18 protein-coding genes and 1 tRNA gene are annotated in these 21,349 nt (G+C 71.5%); 11 read left to right on the top strand and 8 right to left on the bottom strand.

Annotation, left to right across the window (positions count from 1 at the left end; all coding sequences use genetic code 11):
* Nucleotides 1–178: 178 nt before the first annotated feature.
* Together CRP49_RS17370 and CRP49_RS17365 are read left to right on the top strand one after the other, a co-directional pair.
* Entirely contained in the window at nt 179–586 is a 408-nt protein-coding gene (locus CRP49_RS17370) for a DUF485 domain-containing protein (protein ID WP_097254191.1), read from the top strand.
* Nucleotides 583–2,226 carry a cation acetate symporter gene (locus tag CRP49_RS17365; protein WP_097254190.1) on the top strand — a complete coding sequence of 548 codons (1,644 nt, stop codon included), beginning with the start codon at nt 583–585 and terminating at the stop codon, nt 2,224–2,226. The genes CRP49_RS17370 and CRP49_RS17365 overlap by 4 nt, the downstream gene beginning before the upstream one ends.
* A 20-nt stretch (nt 2,227–2,246) precedes the next feature.
* Here the strand turns inward: CRP49_RS17365 and CRP49_RS17360 are convergent, their stop codons facing one another.
* From CRP49_RS17360 to CRP49_RS17335, 6 genes are all read right to left on the bottom strand, one after another.
* On the bottom strand, nt 2,247–3,134 hold the full coding sequence (locus tag CRP49_RS17360; protein WP_257033427.1) for a cellulose-binding protein: 888 nt from the start codon (nt 3,132–3,134) through the stop codon (nt 2,247–2,249).
* Nucleotides 3,135–3,308: 174 nt separating this feature from the next.
* Nucleotides 3,309–3,626, bottom strand: coding sequence for an EthD family reductase (locus tag CRP49_RS17355; RefSeq protein WP_097254188.1), 318 nt, complete (start codon nt 3,624–3,626; stop codon nt 3,309–3,311).
* Nucleotides 3,623–4,180 carry a dihydrofolate reductase family protein gene (locus CRP49_RS17350; RefSeq protein WP_097254187.1) on the bottom strand — a complete coding sequence of 186 codons (558 nt, stop codon included), beginning with the start codon at nt 4,178–4,180 and terminating at the stop codon, nt 3,623–3,625. The genes CRP49_RS17355 and CRP49_RS17350 overlap by 4 nt, the downstream gene beginning before the upstream one ends.
* 57 nt (nt 4,181–4,237) lie before the next feature.
* The gene (locus tag CRP49_RS17345; RefSeq protein WP_097254186.1) at nt 4,238–5,224 is read right to left on the bottom strand and encodes an RNA polymerase subunit sigma-70; all 987 of its coding nucleotides are present in this window, start codon (nt 5,222–5,224) and stop codon (nt 4,238–4,240) included.
* Nucleotides 5,225–5,252: 28 nt separating this feature from the next.
* Entirely contained in the window at nt 5,253–8,558 is a 3,306-nt protein-coding gene (locus CRP49_RS17340) for an SUKH-4 family immunity protein (RefSeq protein ID WP_097254185.1), read from the bottom strand.
* Nucleotides 8,559–8,566: 8 nt separating this feature from the next.
* Nucleotides 8,567–9,556, bottom strand: coding sequence for an SMI1/KNR4 family protein (locus CRP49_RS17335; RefSeq protein WP_097254184.1), 990 nt, complete (start codon nt 9,554–9,556; stop codon nt 8,567–8,569).
* A 264-nt stretch (nt 9,557–9,820) separates the two neighbouring features.
* Between CRP49_RS17335 and CRP49_RS17330 the strand changes: the two genes are divergently transcribed.
* The gene (locus tag CRP49_RS17330; protein ID WP_179851654.1) at nt 9,821–10,336 is read left to right on the top strand and encodes a YwqJ-related putative deaminase; all 516 of its coding nucleotides are present in this window, start codon (nt 9,821–9,823) and stop codon (nt 10,334–10,336) included.
* Between the two features lie 50 nt (nt 10,337–10,386).
* On the top strand, nt 10,387–10,881 hold the full coding sequence (locus CRP49_RS17325; RefSeq protein WP_097254182.1) for an SUKH-3 domain-containing protein: 495 nt from the start codon (nt 10,387–10,389) through the stop codon (nt 10,879–10,881).
* A 26-nt stretch (nt 10,882–10,907) separates the two neighbouring features.
* On the opposite strand, the gene CRP49_RS17320 is transcribed toward CRP49_RS17325, so the two are convergent.
* Nucleotides 10,908–12,218 (bottom strand): sensor histidine kinase, encoded by a 1,311-nt coding sequence (locus CRP49_RS17320; RefSeq protein WP_097254181.1) that lies wholly within the window; start codon nt 12,216–12,218, stop codon nt 10,908–10,910.
* Between the two features lie 295 nt (nt 12,219–12,513).
* Between CRP49_RS17320 and CRP49_RS17315 the strand changes: the two genes are divergently transcribed.
* From CRP49_RS17315 to CRP49_RS17285, 7 genes are all read left to right on the top strand, one after another.
* A tRNA-Gln gene (locus CRP49_RS17315) sits at nt 12,514–12,585 on the top strand.
* Nucleotides 12,586–12,709: 124 nt separating this feature from the next.
* Nucleotides 12,710–14,158: a bifunctional UDP-N-acetylglucosamine diphosphorylase/glucosamine-1-phosphate N-acetyltransferase GlmU gene (gene glmU / locus CRP49_RS17310; protein ID WP_097254180.1), complete on the top strand. Its 1,449-nt coding sequence runs from the start codon at nt 12,710–12,712 to the stop codon at nt 14,156–14,158.
* 155 nt (nt 14,159–14,313) lie between these two features.
* Nucleotides 14,314–15,294 carry a ribose-phosphate diphosphokinase gene (locus tag CRP49_RS17305; protein WP_097254179.1) on the top strand — a complete coding sequence of 327 codons (981 nt, stop codon included), beginning with the start codon at nt 14,314–14,316 and terminating at the stop codon, nt 15,292–15,294.
* 219 nt (nt 15,295–15,513) lie between these two features.
* On the top strand, nt 15,514–16,107 hold the full coding sequence (locus CRP49_RS17300; RefSeq protein WP_097254178.1) for a 50S ribosomal protein L25/general stress protein Ctc: 594 nt from the start codon (nt 15,514–15,516) through the stop codon (nt 16,105–16,107).
* 186 nt (nt 16,108–16,293) lie between these two features.
* Nucleotides 16,294–16,899: an aminoacyl-tRNA hydrolase gene (gene pth / locus CRP49_RS17295; RefSeq protein WP_097254177.1), complete on the top strand. Its 606-nt coding sequence runs from the start codon at nt 16,294–16,296 to the stop codon at nt 16,897–16,899.
* Between the two features lie 52 nt (nt 16,900–16,951).
* On the top strand, nt 16,952–17,458 hold the full coding sequence (locus CRP49_RS17290; RefSeq protein WP_097254176.1) for a hypothetical protein: 507 nt from the start codon (nt 16,952–16,954) through the stop codon (nt 17,456–17,458).
* 153 nt (nt 17,459–17,611) lie between these two features.
* Nucleotides 17,612–18,307 (top strand): LPXTG cell wall anchor domain-containing protein, encoded by a 696-nt coding sequence (locus CRP49_RS17285; protein WP_097254175.1) that lies wholly within the window; start codon nt 17,612–17,614, stop codon nt 18,305–18,307.
* Nucleotides 18,308–18,389: 82 nt separating this feature from the next.
* Here the strand turns inward: CRP49_RS17285 and ppc are convergent, their stop codons facing one another.
* The gene (gene ppc / locus CRP49_RS17280; protein ID WP_097254174.1) at nt 18,390–21,122 is read right to left on the bottom strand and encodes a phosphoenolpyruvate carboxylase; all 2,733 of its coding nucleotides are present in this window, start codon (nt 21,120–21,122) and stop codon (nt 18,390–18,392) included.
* Nucleotides 21,123–21,349: the final 227 nt, after the last annotated feature.

Here is a 21,349-nt window from a genome sequence, read left to right as displayed (position 1 = left end):
GGTTAACGCGGGTAACACCCGAGGTCAGACCCGTTTTCGCGAAGTAAGCGCATACCGACCGGCCAGTTCGTCGAAAACCCCGCGCGGCCCCGGACCGGCGAGTAGCGTGCGTGACTCCGCTCCCCCCACCTCCCTGCGGTCCGCCGCCACGGACCCGAGCCACGCAAGGAGCCCCGGGATGTCCTACGACCCGCCGCGCCCGCCCCCGGACCTCACCTACCCCTGGCAGCCCCCGCCCCCCGAACCGCCCCGGCCGCGCCGCACCCCGCCCCGCGAACCCCTCGGACACCACAGCGACCTGCGCGTGCTGCGCGGCGCCTACCGCTGGCAGCGCCGCACCGCCGCCCTCACCGCGCTCGGCTACTTCACCCTCTTCCTCGTCCTGTCCGCGTTCGCGCCGCACGTCATGACGACGACGGTCACCGACGGCATCCCGGCCGGCCTGCTGCTCGCCCTGCTCCAACTCCCGGTCACCTGGCTGGCGATCGCCCTGTACGAGCACACCGCGCGCCGCCATGTCGACCCGCTCGCGGACCGCATCCGCAAGGAGGCCGAACTGAACGCGCGGCGAGGAGCGGCCCGATGACCACCAGCGCCTCCCCGGACCTCTCCGGCTTCACCGGTTTCAGCCACTCGGCGCAGACCATGTCGCTGGTCGCCTTCTCCTCCGTCGCCACGCTGACCCTGCTGCTGTGCGTGATGGCCGGCCCGGACCGCGACGACCTCGACGAGTTCTACACCGGCTACGGCTCCCTGTCCCCGCTGCGCAACGGCCTGGCCATCGCCGGCGACTACATCTCCGCCGCCACCGTCCTCGGCACCGGCGGGGTGATCGCCCTGTGCGGCTACGACGGTGTCGTGCTCGCCCTCAGTACGGCGCTGTCGCTGATGCTGCTGATGTTCCTGCTGGCCGAACCGCTGCGCAACGCGGGCCGGTTCACCATGGGTGACGCGCTGGCCCGCCGGATGCCGGGCCGCTGTGTGCGGATCACGGCCTGCGCGGTGACGATCGCCTCGCTGCTGCCGATGATGCTGGTCCAACTCGCCGGCACCGGGCAGCTGATGGCGTTCATCCTGGGCTTCACGAACGAGTCGCTGAAGACCGGCTGTGTCGTCGGACTCGGCGCGCTGATGATCAGCTACGCGGCGATCGGCGGCATGAAGGGCACCGCGCTCATCCAGATCCTGAAGATCGTGATGCTGGTCGGATCGGGCGCCGTGGTCGCCGTACTGATCCTGCGCCGCTTCGACTGGGACCCGGGCGCCCTGTTCGGCGCGGCGGCACGGCAGAGCGGGGCCGGGCCGGCCTTCCTGCACTCCGGGCTGCAGTTCGCCGGGCATCCGCGCGCCCGCCTGGACATGATCACCTCGGAGCTGACCATCGTGCTCGGCGGCGCCTGCCTGCCGCACATCACCATGCGCATGTACACCGCCTCCAGCGCCCGCCAGGTGCGCCGCTCACTGTCCTGGGCGGTGTCGATCGTGGCGCTGTTCGTGCTGGTCATCACGGTGGTCGGGTTCGGCGCCACGGCCCTGGTCGGCCGCAGCGCGATCGCGGCGGCCGACCCGCAGGGCAACACGGCCTATCTGCTGGGCTCACGGGCGGCGTTCGGCGCCGACGTGTCGACGACTGAGACCTTCCTGTTCACCATGGTCACCACGGCGATCTTCCTGACCCTGCTCGCCTCGGTGGCCGGGATGATCCTCGCCTGCGCCAACTCCCTGGCCCACGACGTGTTCGCCGCCCGCGTCCAGGAGATGCCGGCCCGCCGCGAGATGGCCCTGGCCCGCCTCTCGGCGCTGGCCATAGGCGTCCCGACGATCCTGCTGGCCACCCTGGTGCAGCACCACAGCCTGCAGCCCCTGGCGACCCTCTCCTTCTGCCTGGGCGCCTCCGCCCTCGCGCCCGCCCTGGTGTACGGCCTCTTCTGGCGCCGCTACACCCGAAGCGGGCTGATGGGCACGCTGCTCGGGGGCTCACTGACCGTGCTGCTACTCATGCCGGGCACCAACCTCGTCTCCGGCTCGCCCGTCTCGGCCTTCCCGCACGCCGACTTCAACTGGTTCCCGTTCACCACGACCGGCATCGTCTCCATCCCGGCCGGCTTCTTCTTCGGCTGGCTGGGAACGGTCGTCTCGGGCCGCCGCAAGGCGGAGGAACAGCGGCGCCAGTACGAGGCCGTGGAGGGGTGGATCCTCGCCGGGGCGGTACGCAGAGGCGGTTGAGGACGCCCGCGCGGGGGGCGCTACTCCAGGGTCGCTCTGCCCGTCAGCGAGATGAGGCTGCTGCGCACGTAGTCCATGTGCGCCTGGACGTCGTCCCAGGTCTCGCTGTGCTCGCGCAGCACCTGTTCGGTTTCCAGGGCGATGTCCTCCTCGCGCTCGTGTGCCTCGGCGACGATGTCGGCGGCCCGCACGTGCGCCTCCTCCTGGCAGCGGCGTGCGTACTCCTCGGCCTCGCCGAGGGCGCGTTTCGCCTCGGACAGGGCGGCCTCGGCGCGGGCGACCCGCTCGGCGTCGCGGGCCTCGAGCGCGGCCGCCCGTTCGGCGTCCTCGCGCTCGGCGGCCTCCCACCGCTCGGCGTGCTCGCGGGTCTGCTCGGCGAGCATGCCGGTGGTGCGCTGGCGTACCTCGCGCAGCGCGGCGAGCGCCTCCCCACGCGCCTCCTTCACTTCGAGCCGGGCGCCGATGCGCAGGTCGTCGGCCTCGGCGTGGGCCGCGAGGAGGCACAGGCGGGCGCGTTCGTCGGCGTCCGCGCGGAGCGCGTCCGCCGCTTCCTGCGCCTCCTGGCATGTACTGAGAGCGTGCGCTTCGGCCTGCGCGACCTGCTCGTGCGCCGCACGCCGCGCGCGGTCGGGGACGTCCGCCGCCTCCTGCAACGCGAGCTGGTAGAGACGCCGCGCCTGCTCCCCGAGGCTCTCGTAGGTCTGCGGGGCGAGCTGCGCCACCGCCTCGCGCAGCCGCGCGGCCTCCGCGCCCATGTCCTTGGCGAGCACCGTCAGCCGCGCGGCACGCTCCCACGCGGCGTCCCGGTCCAGCGACAGCGCCTCCAGGTACGCGTCGACCCGATCGGGGCGGTAGGCGCGCCCTCGGACGATCCGGAAGCCGTGCGGCGTCATCGATGCGCTGCTCACCCTGGGAACCCCTCTCCACCGGACATACACGACAGGATGATGTGGCGCACATCTTGATGGATCGGACGTAAGCGGGCATAACACGACACTCCGCAGACATGTCACGGTCGAAATCTCTCGCCGCATGGCGCACTTCTCGATCCGCGCGTCGGTCCGGGGCCACGGGCGGCCCGTCTAGACCAGGTCCTCCTCCAGGGTGACGATCATGCTCCGGACGGACGCGAGCTGCTGGAGGTGCGCCGCGTCGGCGGCGGTCGCCCGCCCCTCGGGGGAGGCGAACGCGGCGCGCAGGTCGTCCGACGAGTCCCACTCCAGCGCCGCGACCAGGTAGTACGGCTCGCCGCCTCGGACAGGAGCGAGGTCGCGGCCGACCGTGTAGCGGCGCAGGCCGGGCAGGCGGCGGGCGAGCGGGACGTGGATCTCGCGGTAGTGCCGGTCGAACGCCTCCGGGTCGGCCGGCCTCTCGTACAGGGCGAGGAAGCGGACGGTCATCGCGCCACCCTCCCGTACCGCGTGAGGACGGCGGCGCCGACCCGTTCGGCCGACAGGCACTCCAGGTCGGCGGGCGGACCTCCGGCAGGAAACAGCCGCCGCCCCTCGCCCAGGACCACCGGGAAGGTCATCAGCCGGTACTCGTCGACCAGATCGGCGGCCCTCAGCGCGTGAACGACCGCCAGGCTGCCGGTGACGATCACGTCCCGCCGCTCGGCCCGTACGGCCTCCGGCAGATCGCCCTCCAAGAGGCGCGAGTGGGACCACGCGGACACGTCGGGCGCGGTGCGGGAGGCGACCAGCTTCGGCACGGCGTTCAGCCGCGCGGCGAACGGGTCGTCCCGCCCGGGCCACAGCCGTGCGAACAGCTCCCAGGTGGTACGGCCCAGCAGCATGACCCCCTCGTCCAGGACGCCGCCGAGGCGGAACTTGTCCCCGGCGACCGCCTCGGGGCCGTGCCGGAAGGCCCAGCCTCCGTAGGGGGTTCCCGCGGACCCGTCCGGGTCGGACACGACCCCGTCCAGGGTGATGAACTCGATGACGATCACGCTCACGGCGCCTGTCCCTTCGCTCGGGTGCTCACCGGTACCTACCGGCGCCGCCCACGGAACTCATCGCCCCGAAGAGAACTCCTCCGAAGGGAGCCGCGGGGCGGGCGGCGCGAACGCCGCCAACACGCGCGGGTCGGCGAACACCACGTTGCGCGCGACCCGGCCGCCGGTGACCGTCAGGACCTGCACGGTGTGCAGCGCGTGGCCGCCCTCGGGCGCCGGCGCGTACGCCGCGAGCGCCGGTTGTCCGTTGGCCGCCACCCGCCGCACGCGCCAGCCCGTGCCGCGCAGCGCGAACAGCCGCTCCATGAACCGGCCGTAGTCCCGCCCGCCCCGGTACCACAGCGGCACCGGCGGCATCTCCAGGACCGCGTCCTCGGTGAGCAGCCGGACGAGCGCCGGCACGTCGGCGGCCTCGAAGGCGCGCACATACCGCTGCACCACCGCCCGCACCTCCGGGTCGTCCGGCTCGCTGACCTCGCCCGCCCCGCCCGTGTGCGCGAGGGTGGCGCGCGCCCGTTGCAGTGCGCTGTTGACGGCGGCAACGGACGTCCCCAGCTGGCCGGCGACCTCGGCGGCGGAGAACTCCAGCACCTCACGCAGCACCAGGACGGCCCGCTGCCGAGGCCGCAGCAGCTGCAACGCGGCCACCAGCGCGAGCCTGAGATCCGCGCGCGCCTCCACGTCGAACCGCGCCTCGGGAAACGGCTCCAGCCAGGGGATGTCGAGCGCCGGCGTGAGCGGCGCACCCGGATCCTCGCTCGGCGCCCCGAGCCCCGACGGCAGCGGGCGGCGGGCCCGGCCCGCGAGGGCGCTCAGACAGGCGTTGGTCGCGATCCGGTACAGCCACGTCCGCACGGACGCGCGCGCGGGGTCGTACCGGTCCCGGGCCTTCCAGGCCCGCAGCATCGTCTCCTGCGTCAGATCCTCGGCCTCGTGGAACGAGCCCAGCATGCGGTAGCAGTACGCCACCAGCTCACCCCGGAACGGCTCCAAGTCCACCCGCCCATCATGCCCTTCACGCGCGCGTGAAGGGCATGATGCGATCGGGCTCCGGGAGCGGGGACAGCGCGGCCTACAGCAGCCCGTCCCACATCTGCTCCAGCAGCACCGACCACCAGCTCTCCGGCGAACCGAGCGCCGCCGGGTCCAGAGAGGCCAGCTGGGCCTGGAAGTCGACGGTCCAGCGGCCCGCCTGCTCCTGGTTCAGCCCGAACCTGAGCCGCCACATCCGGCCCAGCAGCGCCAGGCAGCGCGCGAACTCCGGCAGCCCGCTGTTCACGAACTGCGGCGGCACCGGCGCACCGCCCGGGCCCGCCTCCACCGGCACCGCGACGATGTTCGCCGTCCCGTACTGCACACAGATCGCCCGGCCGAAGTCCGTGCCCATCACGAGGTACGACCCCGCGTCCGAAGCCGGCTGCACCCCACGCTCGGCCGCCAGCTCCGCCAGCGTCGGCACCGGACGGCCCGGCTGGGCCTGCGCCCAGAAGAACGGGGCCATGTCCACCGGCAGCCCGGCCACCACCAGCGTGTGCGCCACGATCGGCGGCACACCCTGCCGCGACACCGCCTGCTGCTCGAACCGGAAGACCCCCGGCCCGAACGCCGCCGCCAGCTCCTGCGCGATCCCCTCCGGCGGGATCGGCGGCACGGCCTGCACCGGCGGCAGCGGCGCCCGCACCGGCGCCGGCCGCGCGGGACCGTCCGCCACCTGGTGCAACTCGCCCTGGTGCGCCAGCAACTGCTGCATGCCCTGCTGCCGGCTCGCGTGATCCGTGCCGTACGGCGCGATGCTCGTGATCCGCGCCTGCGGCCACTGCTCCCGGATCATCCGCGCGCAGTACGCACCCGGCAGCTCGCACGACTCCAGCTCCGTGTGCAGCTCCAGCACCTGGTCCGCCGGCACGTTCATCGCCCGCAGCTCGTGGAAGATCTGCCACTCCGGGTGCGGCGTACCCGGCGCCGAACGCCGGATCAGCTGCTGCTCCGAACCGTCCTGCGCGCGGTAGCGCAGCACGGCCTGGTAGCCGGGGCCCACCGTCGGCTGCCCGGTGGGCTGCTGCGGATAGCCGTACGCCGGAGGCTGCCCCGGGACAGGCCCGCCCGGCGGCGGCATCGCACCCGGAGACATCGGCTGCGGGGCGCCGGGGACACCGGGCGCCATCGGCTGGGGGGCGCCTGGGCCGGCGGGCGGCATACCGGGGGCGCCCGGCGCGCCGGGCATGCCCGGGGCGGGCGGCGGCGGGGGCGCGCCCGGGCCGCCCACGGGAGGCGCGGCCAGCACGGTCTCCGCGTGGTGCACGGCGCCGCGAGCACCGCCGGGAGCACCGGGGACGCCAGGCGCGGCGGGCATGCCCGGGGCGCCGGGCATGCCAGGGGCGCCAGGGGGCTGGGGTGCGCCAGGGGTTCCTGCGGGGTGGGGTGCGGCAGGGGCGGGAGGCATGCCAGGGGCGCCAGGGGGCTGGGGTGCGCCGGGGGCTCCTGCGGGGTAGGGGGCGCCGGGAGCGGGAGGCATGCCCGGGGCGCCGGGAGCACCCTGCGCGCCCTGAATGCCCGGGGTGCCCGGGGTGCCCGGAGGCTGCGGTGCGCCCCCTCCCCTCTGGTTCGGGTCGGCCAGCATCGTGGCCGCGTGGTGCACGTTGCCCGGAGGCGTGCCACCGGGAGCGCCCGGCGCACCTGGCGGGTTGGGGGCGCCCGGCGCGTTCGGGGCAGCGCCCGGCGCCTGCGCGGCATCCATGCCCACCGGCCCACCGGGAACCCCCGGAACACCCTGGCCCTCAGGCCCCTCGGGCCCGAGCGCCGACACGAGCTGTGTCGGCACATACCCACCCGCAGGCGCACCCGGTGCACCCGGCGCGGGCGGCGGAGGCGTACCCACCGGGCGTGCGCCCGGAGCACCAGGAGCGCCCGGCGGAGGAGGCGGCGTGCCCAGGCCTGCGCGCCCCTTGCGCGGCGGCGGTGCGGCCTTGCTCGTCGCGGCGTCCGCGATGTCCCCGGCATTCGGCGCGAGCGGACGCCCCTGGGCGCCAGGGCCCGCCGGCGGCTGCGGCCCGTTCGGGGCGGCACCCGGCGCCTGCGGATAGCCGTACCCGGGAACACCCTGCGGACCACCGGGGGCGCCCGGCGCGCCCGGGCCCTGCGGGTAGCCGTACTGCTGGGCGCCCGGAGGCGGCGGCGGAGGCGTGCTGCCCTGCGGAGCACCCGGCGCACCAGGCGCCGGAGAGTAGGCAGGCGCGCCCGGCTGGGCCGCGCCCGGCGCCTGCGGATAGCCGTACGACGGCGCACCCGGAGGCGGCGGAGGCGTGCTGCCCTGCGGAGCACCCGGCGCACCAGGCCCCGCAGGGGGCGCAGGCGGCGCACCAGGCGCCGGAGAGTAGGCGGGCGCACCCGGCTGGGCCGCGCCCGGCGCCTGCGGATAGCCGTACGACGGCGCACCCGGAGGCGGCGTAGGCATGCTGCCCTGCGGCGCGCCCGGCGCACCGCCCTGCGCTCCCGGCGGGAAGTTCTGCGCTCCCGGCGCGTCCGACGCGTCGAGCGCCGGCGCGACCGCCGTCGGCGGCAGCTGGCTGCCACCCGACATCAGAGCCGTCTTCGCGTCCGGCGCCACCACCGGCGGCCGCGGCGCCTCGACGTCCGCGTCACTCAACGGCGGCGCGAACACCGTCGCGGGCAACGGCACCGAACGGTCCTCACCGGCATCCGCGTTGGTGTCCGTACCGGCCCACGGCGTAGCCCCGTCAGGCACCTGCGGGGCACCCGGCACACCCGGCGCTCCCACACCCGGCGCACCGGCATCGGCACCGCCCGCCGCCCCGGCAGCCGGCCACGACGCACCGCTCCCGGACCCACCGGCCGTACCCGCACCATCGGTTCCAGGCCGCGCGTCAGCAGCCGCAGGCACCCCGGCCTGCGTCTCGGCAAGCGCCCCGCCCCCGGCGGAACCCCCACCCACAGAAGCGGCCGCAGCGCCCGCGTCCTCCCCCGAGCCCGCCCGCCGATCCGGAATCCCCAGCTTGTCCGCCGCCTCCTGCAACCACTCCGGCGGACTCAGCAGGAACGACGTCTGATTCAAGTCCACCCGAGCAGCAGCCGGCGCCGGCACCGCGTCCTCGACCTCGGCACGGCCGTACTCCTCCTCGTACCGGCGGATCACCTCACCCACCGGCAACGCCGGCCACAACGTGGCCTCACCGCTGTCCCGGGCGATCACCAGCCGCTGCGCGCCCGCGTCCGAACGCGGACCCTCCGCACGGTCCTCGCCCCACACCACGAAGCCCAGCTCGAACTCCCGCACCCGCACCTCACGATGCTGGTACGCGGGCACATCCCCGTTGATCCACTCCTCGGCGCGCTCCTGCGCCTGCGCGAACGTCACCATCGCGAAGCTCACTCCCCCGCCGCAGAGACCGGAACGGCACGCGCGAAACCGCCGTCCACCATCAGGTTCGCCACCGTCTCCAACTCCGGCGGATTCCCAGCCAACCGCGACAGGAAGACGTCGAAATCGTCACCGCACGGCAGCAACAACCGCTCCACCCGCTCAGCCGGCGACCACGACGGATCCACATCCCGCGCATCGTCGTACGCACAGAACCACACCGAACCGACCCGCTCGCCCTTCACCTTCACCGCGAGCAGACCACCCTGCACAAAACCGACGCCCAGGTAATCCTTCGTCAGATGGTCACGCAGGCACTTGTTGACGTACACCAGGTCATTGACCGCCGCCTCGTCCCGCACCGTGAAGAACGGCTGATCCAGCAACAGCCCCAGCTCGGCATCGAGCGCCGCACCCACCGGCGCCGCACCACCCGCCGCCTTCAGGAACGAACGGTAGGCACCCGGCAACCGGTAGCCCAGGTCCTCCTCCACACCCTGAACCTGCGACTCCGACACCGCCACACCCGACTTCGGCAGCCCGAAGTGCGCCGGACGCGTCTCCTGCAACGGCCGCGTGCCCCGCTTGCCCTGGTCCACCCGAGCCGTCGCCACCCCACCGTGATGCCGCAGCAACGCCTTCACCTCGACCGGAACCAACTCCAGCCGCCGCGAACCCACCACGTGATGCCACGTCCAGCCGTGCGGCGTCGCCACCGCAGGCACCGTGTCCCACAACTCGTGCCCCGACGCCGCGAGCGCCGCGTTCGCCGACACATAGTCCGTCAGCCGCAACTCGTCGACGCCGAAACCCTCCGGCGGATCGGCGATCTCCGCCGCCGCGCGCGCGTACGGCGAGAAATCCGGGTAACCGCGCTCGTCGATCCGTACCCCTCTCGGGTGACGTGCCGCCCGGACCGGATCCGGGAAGTGCACGACCTGCCCGGCGTAGGCCGCGTTCGGCGGCGCGGCTTGCTGCCCGAGCCGACCTGTCGTCATGGCGGTTGCCCCCTGCGGCGTTCTCTCTGGCCTGAACGGCGGTGTCGATCGCGGATGGCGACAGCCTATGCGGTACACGAACCCCGGTCACCGGCCCACCACCCCACCCCCGCACTTCCCGCCTCCGCTTTCGTGACCAGCCGTCACCTCACCGTGACAGCCCGCCCAAACCCGGGCGTGTCGCACCGCCCCAGCTTCCGCACCAGCCACGGCATTTGGCACTCTGTGTCCTTCGGGGGGATGCCCGGGGAGGGGACGACGATCATGAATACCTTGCAGACCGGAGGTAACGAGGTGCGGGCAGGCGACCCCCGCATCGGCTGGAGCGGCACCGACACACCCCCCACGCCCACCCTCCTCCACCGCCGCGACGGCATCCTCCCCACCGTCGCCGCCGCCCTCTCCGTACGCGGCTCCACCCTCACCGGCACCGCCGCCCGCGGCGACCAGCCCCCGCCCCTGCACCCCCTCGTCCAGGACTTCCTCGACACCCTCACCAGCACCCAACGCGACCGCTTCACCGGCCGCTGCGCCGAAACCATCCTCATCTCCCGGCACATCGCCGCCGCCGACGCCACCCGCAGCAAACGCGCCGCCCGCAAACCCATGACCAACAGCGAAGCCCGCAGAGCCCTCAAACAGGCCAAACTCACCGCCCGCCGCATACGCGAGGACGGCGACCCCCTGCACGGCAGCTTCGCCGCCCCCTGCCGCGCCTGCACCGCCCTCAGCGCCCACTTCGGCGTCCGCATCGTCGATCCCACCGCAACCGACGACTGACCCCAGACGTCCTCCAGAACCACCCCGCACGCACGACGATCGAAGGGCCGATGCACCCCGACCGCACCTCCAGCACGCGCTTCCCCGTACCCGTCGACGCCGCCCTGCGCACCGCCGGCTGGCAACCCGGACGCTGGGACATAAAGCAGGCAGAGATCTGGGCCGACGCCCTGCGCGAACACACCTCACCCGCCGGACACCGGCACACCGTCTTCCCCGCCGCCGTCGAAGCCTGGGCCGAATTCGGCGGACTCCACATCAAACCCACCGGCCCCGGCCGCCAGGTCGCCCCCGCCACCCTCCACCTCGACCCCCTGCACGGCCTCCACCTCGCCCGCACCCTCGGCGACCTCGGCCGCGCCCTCGGCACCGAGGTCAGCCCCCTCGGCGAGGAAACCGACACCGCGGCCCTCCTCGCCATCGACGCCGAAGGCCGCGTCTACACCCTCGACCACACCGGCGACTGGTACGTCGGCCCCGACATCGACCACGCCCTGGCCGCCCTCGTCGCCGGCACCCAACCCGCACGCCTCACCGTCGCCTGACCCAGCCGCCAGAGAGCCGCGCCGGTCTACACCGCCGGAATCACCGCCGACACCCGGAAACCCCCCGCATCCGTCGGCCCCGAAACAAACACACCACCCAGCGCGACGACCCGCTCCCGCATCCCCAGCAGACCATTGCCACCCGACGGCAACCCCGCAGCCGACGCCGACCCCGGCTCCGGCGGCTCGTTCTCCACCTGCATCGCGATCTCCGCCCCCCGATGCGCCAGCCGCACATACGTCTTCGCACCCGCCGCATGCTTGTGGACGTTCGTCAACGCCTCCTGCACCACCCGGTACGCCGTCTGCTCGACCTCCGCCGCATACACCCGCACCTCCCCCTCGACCGACAGATCCACCACCATCCCGGCCGCCGCCGACTGCCCGACCAACTCCTCCAACTCAGACAGACACGGCCCGTCCACAGCCGCCTCCTCGGCGACCGCCTTCGACGCCGCCTCCGCAACCGCCACCCCCACCGCGGCCAACGGCACCGACGCCGCACGCCGCCCCACACCGTCACCGGCCCGCAGCACCCCGAGCATCTCCCGCAACTCGGTCAACGCCTGCCGCCCCATGTCCCCCACCAGCGCCGCATTCCGCACCGCCTTCTCGGGATCCTTACGCGCAACCGCCTGCAACGCCGCCGCATGCACCACCATCAGGCTCACCCGATGGGCAACCACGTCATGCATCTCCCGAGCGATCCGCGTCCGCTCCTCGTTACGCGCCCACTCGGCCCGCTCCTCCGCCCGCTCCGCGAGCAACTGAAGCTCCCGCTCCAGACTGTCCGCCCGCTCCCGCAAGCTCTCCATCAACCGGCGCCGCGCCCCCACGTACAACCCGAGCAACACCGGCGGAGCCGTCAGCCCCAACGACGTCGTGATCGACGCGAACGGAACGAACCAGTCCCCCAGGGTCAGATCCCCCCGGGCCATGTCCTGCCGCACCCGCACGAACGTCACGATCATCGTTCCCAGCAAGGACATCCCCGCCAACGCCACGATGATCCGGCGCGGCAACTCACACGCCGCCAGCGTGTACAGGCCGACGATGCCCATCAGGAAACCCATCTGGGCCGGCGTGATCGCGATCGCGACCAGCACGACGGCGATCGGCCACTTCCTGCGCACCAACAGGACCGAACCGGCGATCAGACCGAACACGATCCCCGCGGACACCGGGATCCCCGCATCCCGGGCGAACGGAATCCCCTCCGCGCCGCACTCCACGGCGGACACCAGCGCGAGACTCCCGTCGAGCACCGCACTACGCCGCCTGGTCCACCACCATGGGCCGGTCAGGGCCCTGGCATGCTCTTCCCCCGTCGCGGTCATGCCTCCAGCCTACGGGCGCGAGCCACGGCATTTCCGGTGACTTTCGCCTACCGGAGCGGACCACACTCCGTAATCGAAAGACATCGAAACCCGCCGGTATCCCTCGAACTACTGAACGTCACCCGTTCCCCAAGACGGTCCGCAAGAACGTCGGCGAAACCTATCGAGGGTGTCTGGTGATCAAAGTCCTGAAGGGTGCCGACTTGTACCGTCGCATCGAAGGCTGGTGGTACGGCATAGTAGGTGCCGCAGCCTCAACGGATTGATCAAATGTCCGTTTAGGCCGTATACGCCATCCCCTGTGGTGTAATTGGCAACACGGGTCACTTTGGATGATTTGTTCCAGGTTCGAGTCCTGGCAGGGGAGCACATGCTCAGTTCGGGTCCTGACCGGTAACTACACCGTCAGGGCCCACTCTCATATCCCCCCAACCTCACCCCGGTATCCTGCGGCTGTCACCCACACCCATCCAGAGCCGAAGGGCAACCCCGTGAGCGCCATTCGCCCGGCAGCCGTCGTCGTTCTCGCAGCGGGTGAGGGCACCCGTATGAAGTCGGCCACACCGAAGGTCCTGCACCAGATCTGCGGCCGTTCCCTGGTCGGTCATGTGCTGGCCGCCGCCCGCGAGTTGGACCCCGCGCACCTGGTGGTCGTCGTGGGCCACGCCCGTGAGCAGGTCTCCGCGCACCTGACCGAGATCGACCCCGGTGTCCGTACGGCGGTGCAGGCGCAGCAGAACGGCACGGGCCATGCCGTACGGATGGCGCTGGAGGAGCTGGGCGGGGCCGTGGACGGGACCGTCGTGGTCGTGTGCGGGGACACCCCCCTCCTCACCGCCGACACCCTGCAGCAGCTCGCCGCCACGCACCACGCGGACGGCAACGCCGTGACCGTGCTGACGGCCGAGGTCCCGGACGCGACCGGCTACGGCCGTATCGTGCGCGAGGACGCGTCGGGTGCCGTTACGGCGATCGTGGAGCACAAGGACGCCTCCGAGACCCAGCGGGCGATCCGGGAGATCAACAGTGGGGTGTTCGCGTTCGACGGGCAGTTGCTGGCGGACGCGCTGAAGAAGGTGCGGACGGACAACTCTCAGGGTGAGGAGTACCTGACGGACGTGCTCGGGATTCTGCGGGAGGCCGGGCATCGGGTCGGGGCGTCGGTCGCCGCCGATCACCGGGAGATCGCCGGGATCAACAACCGGGTGCAGCTCGCCGAGGCTCGTCGGATTCTCAACGACCGGTTGGTGACGCGGGCGATGCTCGACGGTGTGACCATCGTCGATCCGGTGACGACCTGGGTGGACGTGACTGTCACGTTCGAGCAGGACGCCCTCGTGCACCCGAACACGCAGCTCATCGGCTCGACGCACATCGGTGAGGGCGCGGAGGTCGGGCCGAACAGCCGGCTGAAGGACACCCGGGTGGGTGCGGGGGCGCGGGTGGACAACACGGTGTCGGACGGTGCGCGGATCGGTGCGCAGGCGTCGGTGGGGCCGTACGCGTATCTGCGGCCGGGTACTCGTCTCGGGGTCGAGGCCAAGATCGGTACGTATGTGGAGACGAAGAACGCGTCGATCGGTGAGGGGACGAAGGTTCCGCATCTGTCGTACGTCGGTGATGCGACGATCGGTGATTTCACGAACATCGGTGCCGCGAGTGTGTTCGTGAACTACGACGGTGAGAACAAGCACCACACGACGGTCGGGTCGCATTGCAAGACGGGTTCGGACAACATGTTTGTGGCTCCTGTCACGGTCGGGGACGGTGCTTACACCGCTGCCGGGTCCGTGATCACGAAGGATGTGCCGCCCGGTTCGCTGGCCGTGGCCCGTGGTCAGCAGCGGAATATCGCGGGTTGGGTGGCTCGGAAGCGTCCTGGGAGTGCGGCCGCGAAGGCGGCCGAGGCGGCGGTCCGCAAGGGCGAGGGCGAGGACTGACCGGAAACAGGTGCGCCAAACACGGCGTACCGTGATAAGTGCACATCCGCACGAGTGCACACCCGCACCCCTACCAGCTGATACGGCCTCTCACGCCCAGCCGAGAGGTCGTCTGAGCAGCCGGCTGGCTGAGACACCTCTGAGGAGACAGTGCTGTGACCGGGATCAAGACGACCGGCGAGAAGAAGATGATGTTCTTCTCCGGCCGCGCCCACCCCGAGCTTGCCGAGGAGGTCGCCCAGCAGCTGGGTGTCGGGGTTGTCCCGACGAAGGCCTTCGACTTCGCGAACGGCGAGATCTATGTCCGCTACCAGGAGTCGGCTCGTGGTGCGGACTGCTTCGTGATCCAGAGCCACACGGCTCCGATCAACCAGTGGATCATGGAGCAGCTGATCATGATCGACGCGCTGAAGCGTGCGTCGGCGCGGTCCATCACGGTGATTGTGCCGTTCTACGGTTACGCGCGGCAGGACAAGAAGCACCGGGGTCGTGAACCGATCTCGGCGCGTCTGATCGCGGATCTGATGAAGACGGCGGGTGCCGACCGGATTCTGACGGTGGACCTGCACACGGACCAGATCCAGGGCTTCTTCGACGGTCCGGTGGATCACCTGTTCGCGCTGCCGCTGCTGGCGGACTACGTGGGCGAGAAGGTGGACCGGGACAAGCTGACGGTGGTTTCTCCGGACGCGGGTCGGGTGCGGGTCGCGGACCGTTGGTGTGACCGGCTCGGTGCGCCGCTGGCCATCGTGCACAAGCGGCGTGACAAGGACGTGGCGAACCAGGTGACCGTCCACGAGGTCGTGGGTGAGGTCAAGGGCCGGGTGTGTGTGCTGGTGGACGACATGATCGACACCGGTGGCACGATCTGTGCGGCTGCGGACGCGCTGTTCGCGCACGGTGCGGAGGATGTCATCGTGACGGCGACGCACGGTGTGCTGTCGGGTCCGGCTGCGGACCGGCTGAAGAACTCGCGGGTGAGTGAGTTCGTGTTCACGAACACGCTGCCGACGCCGGCGGAGCTGGGCCGGGATCTGGACAAGATCACGGTGCTGTCGATCGCTCCGACGATCGCGAGTGCGGTGCGTGAGGTGTTCGAGGATGGTTCGGTGACGAGCCTCTTCGACGAGCAGTGAGGTTTCTGCACGGCCCTCGGCGCAGCTCGTTCGCGGGCTAGCTGAAGATCCTTTTGGGTGCGGCCTCCCTCCCCGAGTAGACTGCTGCAGTTGCTCGGCGAGGGAGGCCGTGCCTGTTGGTACAGGTATCGGTGGTCCGTTATCGACGCGCTCTTCGTAGCAGGCCGTTCGTGGCCGGGTGACCCAGTCCGTTCGCGATTCCTACGAGGAGTGATCAATATGTCCGAGGTGAAGCTCGCCGCCGAGACCCGTACCGAGTTCGGCAAGGGTGCGGCCCGTCGTATCCGTCGTGACAGCAAGGTTCCCGGTGTGCTGTACGGCCACGGTTCGGACCCGCTGCACCTGACCCTGCCGGGCCACGAGCTGCTGCTGGCGCTGCGTACGCCGAACGTCCTGATCTCCCTGGACATCGACGGCAAGACCAACGAGCTGGCGATCCCGAAGTCCGTGCAGCGTGACCCGATCAAGGGCTTCCTCGAGCACGTCGACCTGCTGCTGGTCAAGCGTGGCGAGAAGGTCACGGTCGAGATCCCGGTGCACGCCGAGGGCGAGCTGGCTGCCGGTGGCAACCTGCTGGAGCACGTCCTGAACGCGCTGCCGGTCGAGGCCGAGGCCACCCACATCCCCGAGGCGCTCACCGTCTCCGTCGAGGGCCTGGAGGCCGGTGCCTCCGTCCTCGCCAAGGACATCAAGCTGCCTTCCGGTGTGACCCTGGCCGTGGACGAGGACGCGGTCGTTCTGCAGGTCCTGCAGGCGCAGGCCGAGGAGGCCGTGGAGGGCGAGGCCGAGGGCGAAGAGGCCGCGGAGGCCTGACCGGCGGTTTGGCCGTAGCAGGGCTGGGAGCCGTTTTCAGGGCACCCGGTGCTGCAGGTTGTGCCCACCTGTTCCGCGCTGCGGAACGACTGCCCACAGCGGTAGCGGTACAGCTGCCCACAGCAGTAGCTGTTCCAGCCGCTGCTTCCCTCGCGGGGAGCAGCGGCTGGCGCGTATCAAGGAGACATGGACGTCGTGACCACCCCCGCCAACGCCCCCTGGCTCGTCGTCGGGCTGGGTAATCCCGGGCCGGAGTACGCCATGAACCGGCACAACGTCGGGTTCATGGTGGTGGATCTGCTCGCGGAGCGGATCGGGGGGAAGTTCAAGCGGGCGGGCAAGGCGCAGGGGCAGGTGGTGGAGGGGCGGATCGGTCCGGTGGGGCCGGCGAACCGGCGGGTGATCCTGGCCAAGCCGATGTCGTTCATGAACCTGTCCGGTGGTCCGGTGAACGCGCTGCGGGACTTCTACAAGGTGCCGGTGGCGAACATCGTCGCGATCCATGACGAGCTGGACATCGACTACGGCACGCTGCGGCTGAAGCTGGGCGGTGGCGACAACGGGCACAACGGTCTGAAGTCGATGACGAAGGCGATGGGGGCGGACTACCACCGGGTGCGGTTCGGGATCGGGCGGCCGCCGGGGCGGATGCAGGTCGCGGACTTCGTGCTGAAGGATTTCTCCTCGGCGGAGCGCAAGGAGCTGGACTACTTCGTGGACCGTGCGGCGGACTCGGTGGAGTGCCTGGTGACCGAGGGGCTGGAGCGGGCGCAGAGCGCGTACAACTCCTGACTTGTCCGGCCTTGCTGCCCGCCTGAGTTGACCGGTCGTAGGGGTATGGCCAATGATCCCGGCCATGCCTGCCTCAGCCGCCACCGCTCGCCAGGCCTCCGTGACCGCGCTGCGGTTCGGGCGGGTCGCCACGATGGGTGCGCTCGCCGCGCTGATCCTGTTCACCGGGGTGTGGGGTTCCTGGGGGACCGCGCAGCACGTGATGCTGACGAAGGGGCGCGAGCGCGGCACGGTCAGGGTGACGAGCTGTACGGGGGACACGTGCCGGGGCCCGTTCACGCCGGTGTCCGAGGGGGCGAGGGCGCGTTCGAGCGTGGAGATCGCGAAGTCGGTCGCGGTGCGCAAGGGGCTGACGTACGACGTCGTCGTGAAGCCGGGGACCGATGAGGTGGTGCGGTCGGGGCCGGCGGGGATTCTGTACGCCTGGGTTCCGCTGGGTGGTGCGCTGCTGCTGGCGTCGGTGGTCGTGGCGGGTGGTCTGCGGCTGGCCCGTCCCGCGTGGGTGCTGGCGGGGTCGGGGATCGCGCTGCTGACGGCTGCTTTCTTCGCGACGCTCTGAGGGTTCGTGACTCTCTGAGGGGTTGGGGCGTTCTTCACGTCTGTGGGGGGCCTGTGTGTTGCCTGTTCGTGATTGACCGGCTGCCTGGCGGGACTGGAAGCTGAACCGCCCCCTCCACATCTTCCCGTTCGCATCTCGAAGATGGACTGCCCTATGCCCTCCCTCCCCCGCGTCGGCGTGCTGACAGCCCTCGCCTCCGCGGCCCTTCTGGCCGCCCCCGCCGCCGCACACGCCACCGCTCCCGGTGACAACGGCACCGTCAAGATCCATGACGCGAAGACCGGCGAGGAACTGCGCCGCAACGAGCCGCACGTGTGCACGTTCTACCTGGACGCCTTCGGCTTCGACCGCGTCCAGCAGGTCGACTGGCACATCGAGGCCTGGGCGCCGACGGCCGCCACCAAGGGCGCCACGGTGAAGTCGGGCGCCCTCACCCTGGACGCGGACGGTCACGGCCGTACCGAGGACCTGTCGCTGCCCGACGGGCACTACAAGCTGTTCTGGAACTTCGTGGGTGAGAAGGGGTCGGCCAAGCACAAGGTCTTCTGGACCGACTGCAAGGGCTCCGAGGCAGGCGGGGGCAAGCCGTCCGGCTCGGCGTCGCCGTCCGCTTCGGCCTCTTCGTCCGCTGCGTCGTCCGGTACGGCCCCGAGCGCGTCGGCGTCCGGATCGCCTGCCTCGGCGGCCTCCTCCGTCCCGTCCTCCGCCCCGTCCGCCCAGGCAGGGGGCGGTGACCTCGCCGAGACCGGCAACGGTGCCCCGGTGGGCCTGCTGTCGGCCGCCGCGGCCGCGCTGGTCGGTGCGGGCGGCTATCTGGTGGCCCGGCGCCGCAAGGCCCGGCAGGGCTGAGGCTCCAGGGCCGAGGCCGCTGAACGCACGGTGCCCCCGAGGTCGTACGGACCTCGGGGGCACCTGCGTTGTGCGGTGGCCGTCAGCCGGTGTTGCGCAGGCCCGCTGCCACGCCGTTGACGGTGAGGAGCAGGGCGCGGGCGAGCAGCGGGTCGGGTTCGGCTCCGGCGGCAGCGGCGTCGCGCTGGCGCTTGAGCAGGGTGACCTGGAGGTAGGAGATCGGGTCCAGGTAGGCGTCGCGGATGGTGAAGGTCTGCCGGAGGGCGGGCTGGGCGTCGAGGAGTTCGTTCTCGCCGGTGACGCGCAGCATCTCGCGGACGGTCAGCTCGTGTTCGGCCTTGATGGTGTCGAAGACGTGCTTGAGGTCGTCCGGGACGAGGGTGTCCACGTAGTGCTGGGCGATCCGCAGGTCGGTCTTGGCGAGGGTCATCTCGACGTTGGAGATGAAGTTGCGGAAGAAGTGCCACTGCTCGTGCATCTCGTCCAGGACGGTGTCCAGGCCGGCCTCGCGCAGGGCCTTGAGGCCGGAGCCGACGCCGAACCAGCCGGGGACGATCTGCCGGGACTGGGTCCAGCCGAACACCCACGGGATGGCGCGCAGGCCGTCGAGTCCGGCGCCGGAGTCGGGGCGGCGCGACGGCCGGGAGCCGAGGTGGAGGTCGGCGAGCTGGTCCACGGGGGTGGAGGCGAAGAAGTAGGCGGGCAGGTCGGGGTCCTCCACGAGCCTGCGGTAGGCGGCGTGGGCGGCGTCCGACACCACGTCCATGGCCGCGTCCCAGCGGGCGAGGGCCTCGTCGGACTGGCGGGGGGCGGTGTGCAGGGCGGAGGCCTGCAGGGTGGCCGCGACCGTCAGTTCGAGGTTCTCCCGGGCCAGGGACGGGATGAGGTACTTGTCGGAGATGACCTCGCCCTGTTCGGTGACCTTGATCTCGCCCTCCAGGGTGCCCCAGGGCTGGGCGAGGATGGCGTCGTGGGAGGGGCCGCCGCCGCGGCCGACGGTGCCGCCGCGGCCGTGGAAGAGGCGGAGGCGGACGCCGTACCGGTGCGCCACGTCACGCAGGCGGCGCTGTGCCCGGTGGATCTCCCACTGGCTGGTGGTGATGCCGCCGAACTTGGAGGAGTCGGAGTAGCCGAGCATGACCTCCTGGACGTCGCCGCGCAGCGCGACCAGGCGCCGGTAGGACGGGTCGGAGAGCATGTCCTCGAGGATGGTGTCGGCGGCGCGCAGCTCGTCGGTGGTCTCCAGGAGCGGCACGATGCCGATCTTGGCCCAGCCGGCGTGCAGGTCGAGGAGGCCGGCCTCACGGGCGAGGACGGCGGCGGCGAAGACGTCGTCGGCGCCCTGGCACATGGAGATGATGTAGGACTCGATGACCTCGGGGCCGAAGACCTCCAGGGCACGCTTGACGGTCTCGAAGACGCCGAGGGTCTTGGCGCCGGCCGCGTCGACGGGGGCCGGGGTCGGGGCCAGCGGCCTCCTGGAGCGCAGCTCCTTGGCGAGGAGCTTGGCCCGGTAGTCGCGGGGCATGTCGGTGTAGCGCCAGGACTCCTCGCCGAGACGGTCGAAGAGCTGGCCGAGGGCGTGGTGGTGGGCGTCGGCGTGTTCGCGTACGTCCATGGTGGCGAGCTGGAGACCGAAGGCGGCCAGGGTGCGGATGGTGCGGCTCATGCGGCCGTCGGCGAAGAGGGCGCCGCGGTGCTCGCGCAGGGAGGTCTGGATGAGCCTGAGGTCGCTCAGCAGTTCGCCGGTGCCGAGGTAGTCGCGACCGTCCTGGTGAGGGGTGCCCTTGGCGAGGCGCTGCTTGGTGTTCTCCAGCTTCTGCCGGATGCAGGTGGCCTTGAGCCGGTAGGGCTCCTCTGCGTTGAGGCGCTTGTAGCGGGGGCTGATCTCGGGCAGCCGCTCCAGGTCGGCGTGGAGGGACTGGAGGAGTTCCTCGGTGGCGCCGGCGTAGCGGATGGAGTTGGAGAGCAGTCCGCGCAGTTCGTCGATCATCTCCAGGGCGTCGTTGATGCCGTGTTCGTGCTGGAGGATGAGGACGTCCCAGGTGACCTGGGGGGTGACGTTGGGGTTGCCGTCGCGGTCGCCGCCGATCCAGGTGCCGAAGGTGAGGGGGCGGGTGTCGTCGGGGAGCTTGACGCCGACGCGCTCCAGTTCGGCCGTCAGATCCTCCAGGACGTCGCCCACCGCGTCGGCGTGCAGTTCGTCGAGGTAGTAGATGGCGTTGCGGGCCTCGTCGGCGGGCTCGGGCCGGACGACGCGCAGTTCGTCCGTCTGCCACACCAGGTCGATGTTCTCGGCGAGGCGGACGTCGTGGCGGCGGCGGTCGGAGTCGAGGACAGGGGTGTCCAGGAGTGCGGCGATGCGCCGGAGCTTGTTGAGGACCGACCGGCGCGCGGCCTCGGTGGGGTGTGCCGTGAACACTGGACGAACGTTGAGGTGCTCGACGCTCTGCCGCAGGTGCTCGGGGTCGGCGTCCTTGAGGCGGTCGGCGGTGCGGGCGAGCAGGCCGCCCTCGGCGGCGCGCCTTTCGCGCAGCTCGCGGCCGCGGTGCACCTGCTCGGTGACGTTGGCCAGGTGGAAGTAGGTGGAGAAGGCGCGGACCAGCTTGGCGGCGGTGTCCAGTTCGGTGCCCCGCAGCAGCTCGGCGGCGGCCTCGCCGTCCTCGCGGGTGAGGCGGCGGACCTTCTCGACGAGGTCGAGGAGTTCGGGGCCTTCCTGCCGTACGAGGGTCTCGCCCAGGAGGTCACCCAGTCGCCTGATGTCGGCGCGCAGCTCGCTGCTGGTCGTGGTGGTCTGGTCGTCGGCACTGCTCACAGGTGCGGCTCCTTGCAGTGTTGAAGCTCGTCTGGGAGGGAACCCGGAGACCGTCCACCATGCGACGGGTGCCGCATACGGGTCGGAACGTCCGGGAAGGAATCAGAGCGGACCGCGCTGTCCGACCGACTCCAAGGATAGGTGTCCATGCGGACGCGCAGGTTCTCGGGCTCTTGCCGCGGCTCGACACGCTGCCATACTTACGTCGCCGTAGGTTACGGAACCGT

The organism is Streptomyces sp. Ag109_G2-15 (genome assembly GCF_900215565.1).
In the GTDB taxonomy this organism is placed as follows: Bacteria; Actinomycetota; Actinomycetes; order Streptomycetales; family Streptomycetaceae; genus Streptomyces; species Streptomyces diastatochromogenes.
This window is presented reverse-complemented; position numbering and strand designations above follow the sequence as displayed.

What these genes read in the sequence shown, in the direction of transcription:
- CRP49_RS17370 (WP_097254191.1), top strand. Translation starts at nt 179, where the DNA reads ATGTCCTACGACCCGCCGCGCCCGCCCCCGGACCTCACCTACCCCTGG.
- CRP49_RS17365 (WP_097254190.1), top strand. Translation starts at nt 583, where the DNA reads ATGACCACCAGCGCCTCCCCGGACCTCTCCGGCTTCACCGGTTTCAGC.
- CRP49_RS17355 (WP_097254188.1), bottom strand. Translation starts at nt 3,626, where the DNA reads ATGACCGTCCGCTTCCTCGCCCTGTACGAGAGGCCGGCCGACCCGGAG.
- CRP49_RS17340 (WP_097254185.1), bottom strand. Translation starts at nt 8,558, where the DNA reads ATGGTGACGTTCGCGCAGGCGCAGGAGCGCGCCGAGGAGTGGATCAAC.
- CRP49_RS17335 (WP_097254184.1), bottom strand. Translation starts at nt 9,556, where the DNA reads ATGACGACAGGTCGGCTCGGGCAGCAAGCCGCGCCGCCGAACGCGGCC.
- CRP49_RS17330 (WP_179851654.1), top strand. Translation starts at nt 9,821, where the DNA reads ATGAATACCTTGCAGACCGGAGGTAACGAGGTGCGGGCAGGCGACCCC.
- CRP49_RS17325 (WP_097254182.1), top strand. Translation starts at nt 10,387, where the DNA reads ATGCACCCCGACCGCACCTCCAGCACGCGCTTCCCCGTACCCGTCGAC.
- CRP49_RS17320 (WP_097254181.1), bottom strand. Translation starts at nt 12,218, where the DNA reads ATGACCGCGACGGGGGAAGAGCATGCCAGGGCCCTGACCGGCCCATGG.
- CRP49_RS17300 (WP_097254178.1), top strand. Translation starts at nt 15,514, where the DNA reads ATGTCCGAGGTGAAGCTCGCCGCCGAGACCCGTACCGAGTTCGGCAAG.
- pth (WP_097254177.1), top strand. Translation starts at nt 16,294, where the DNA reads ATGGACGTCGTGACCACCCCCGCCAACGCCCCCTGGCTCGTCGTCGGG.
- CRP49_RS17290 (WP_097254176.1), top strand. Translation starts at nt 16,952, where the DNA reads ATGATCCCGGCCATGCCTGCCTCAGCCGCCACCGCTCGCCAGGCCTCC.
- CRP49_RS17285 (WP_097254175.1), top strand. Translation starts at nt 17,612, where the DNA reads ATGCCCTCCCTCCCCCGCGTCGGCGTGCTGACAGCCCTCGCCTCCGCG.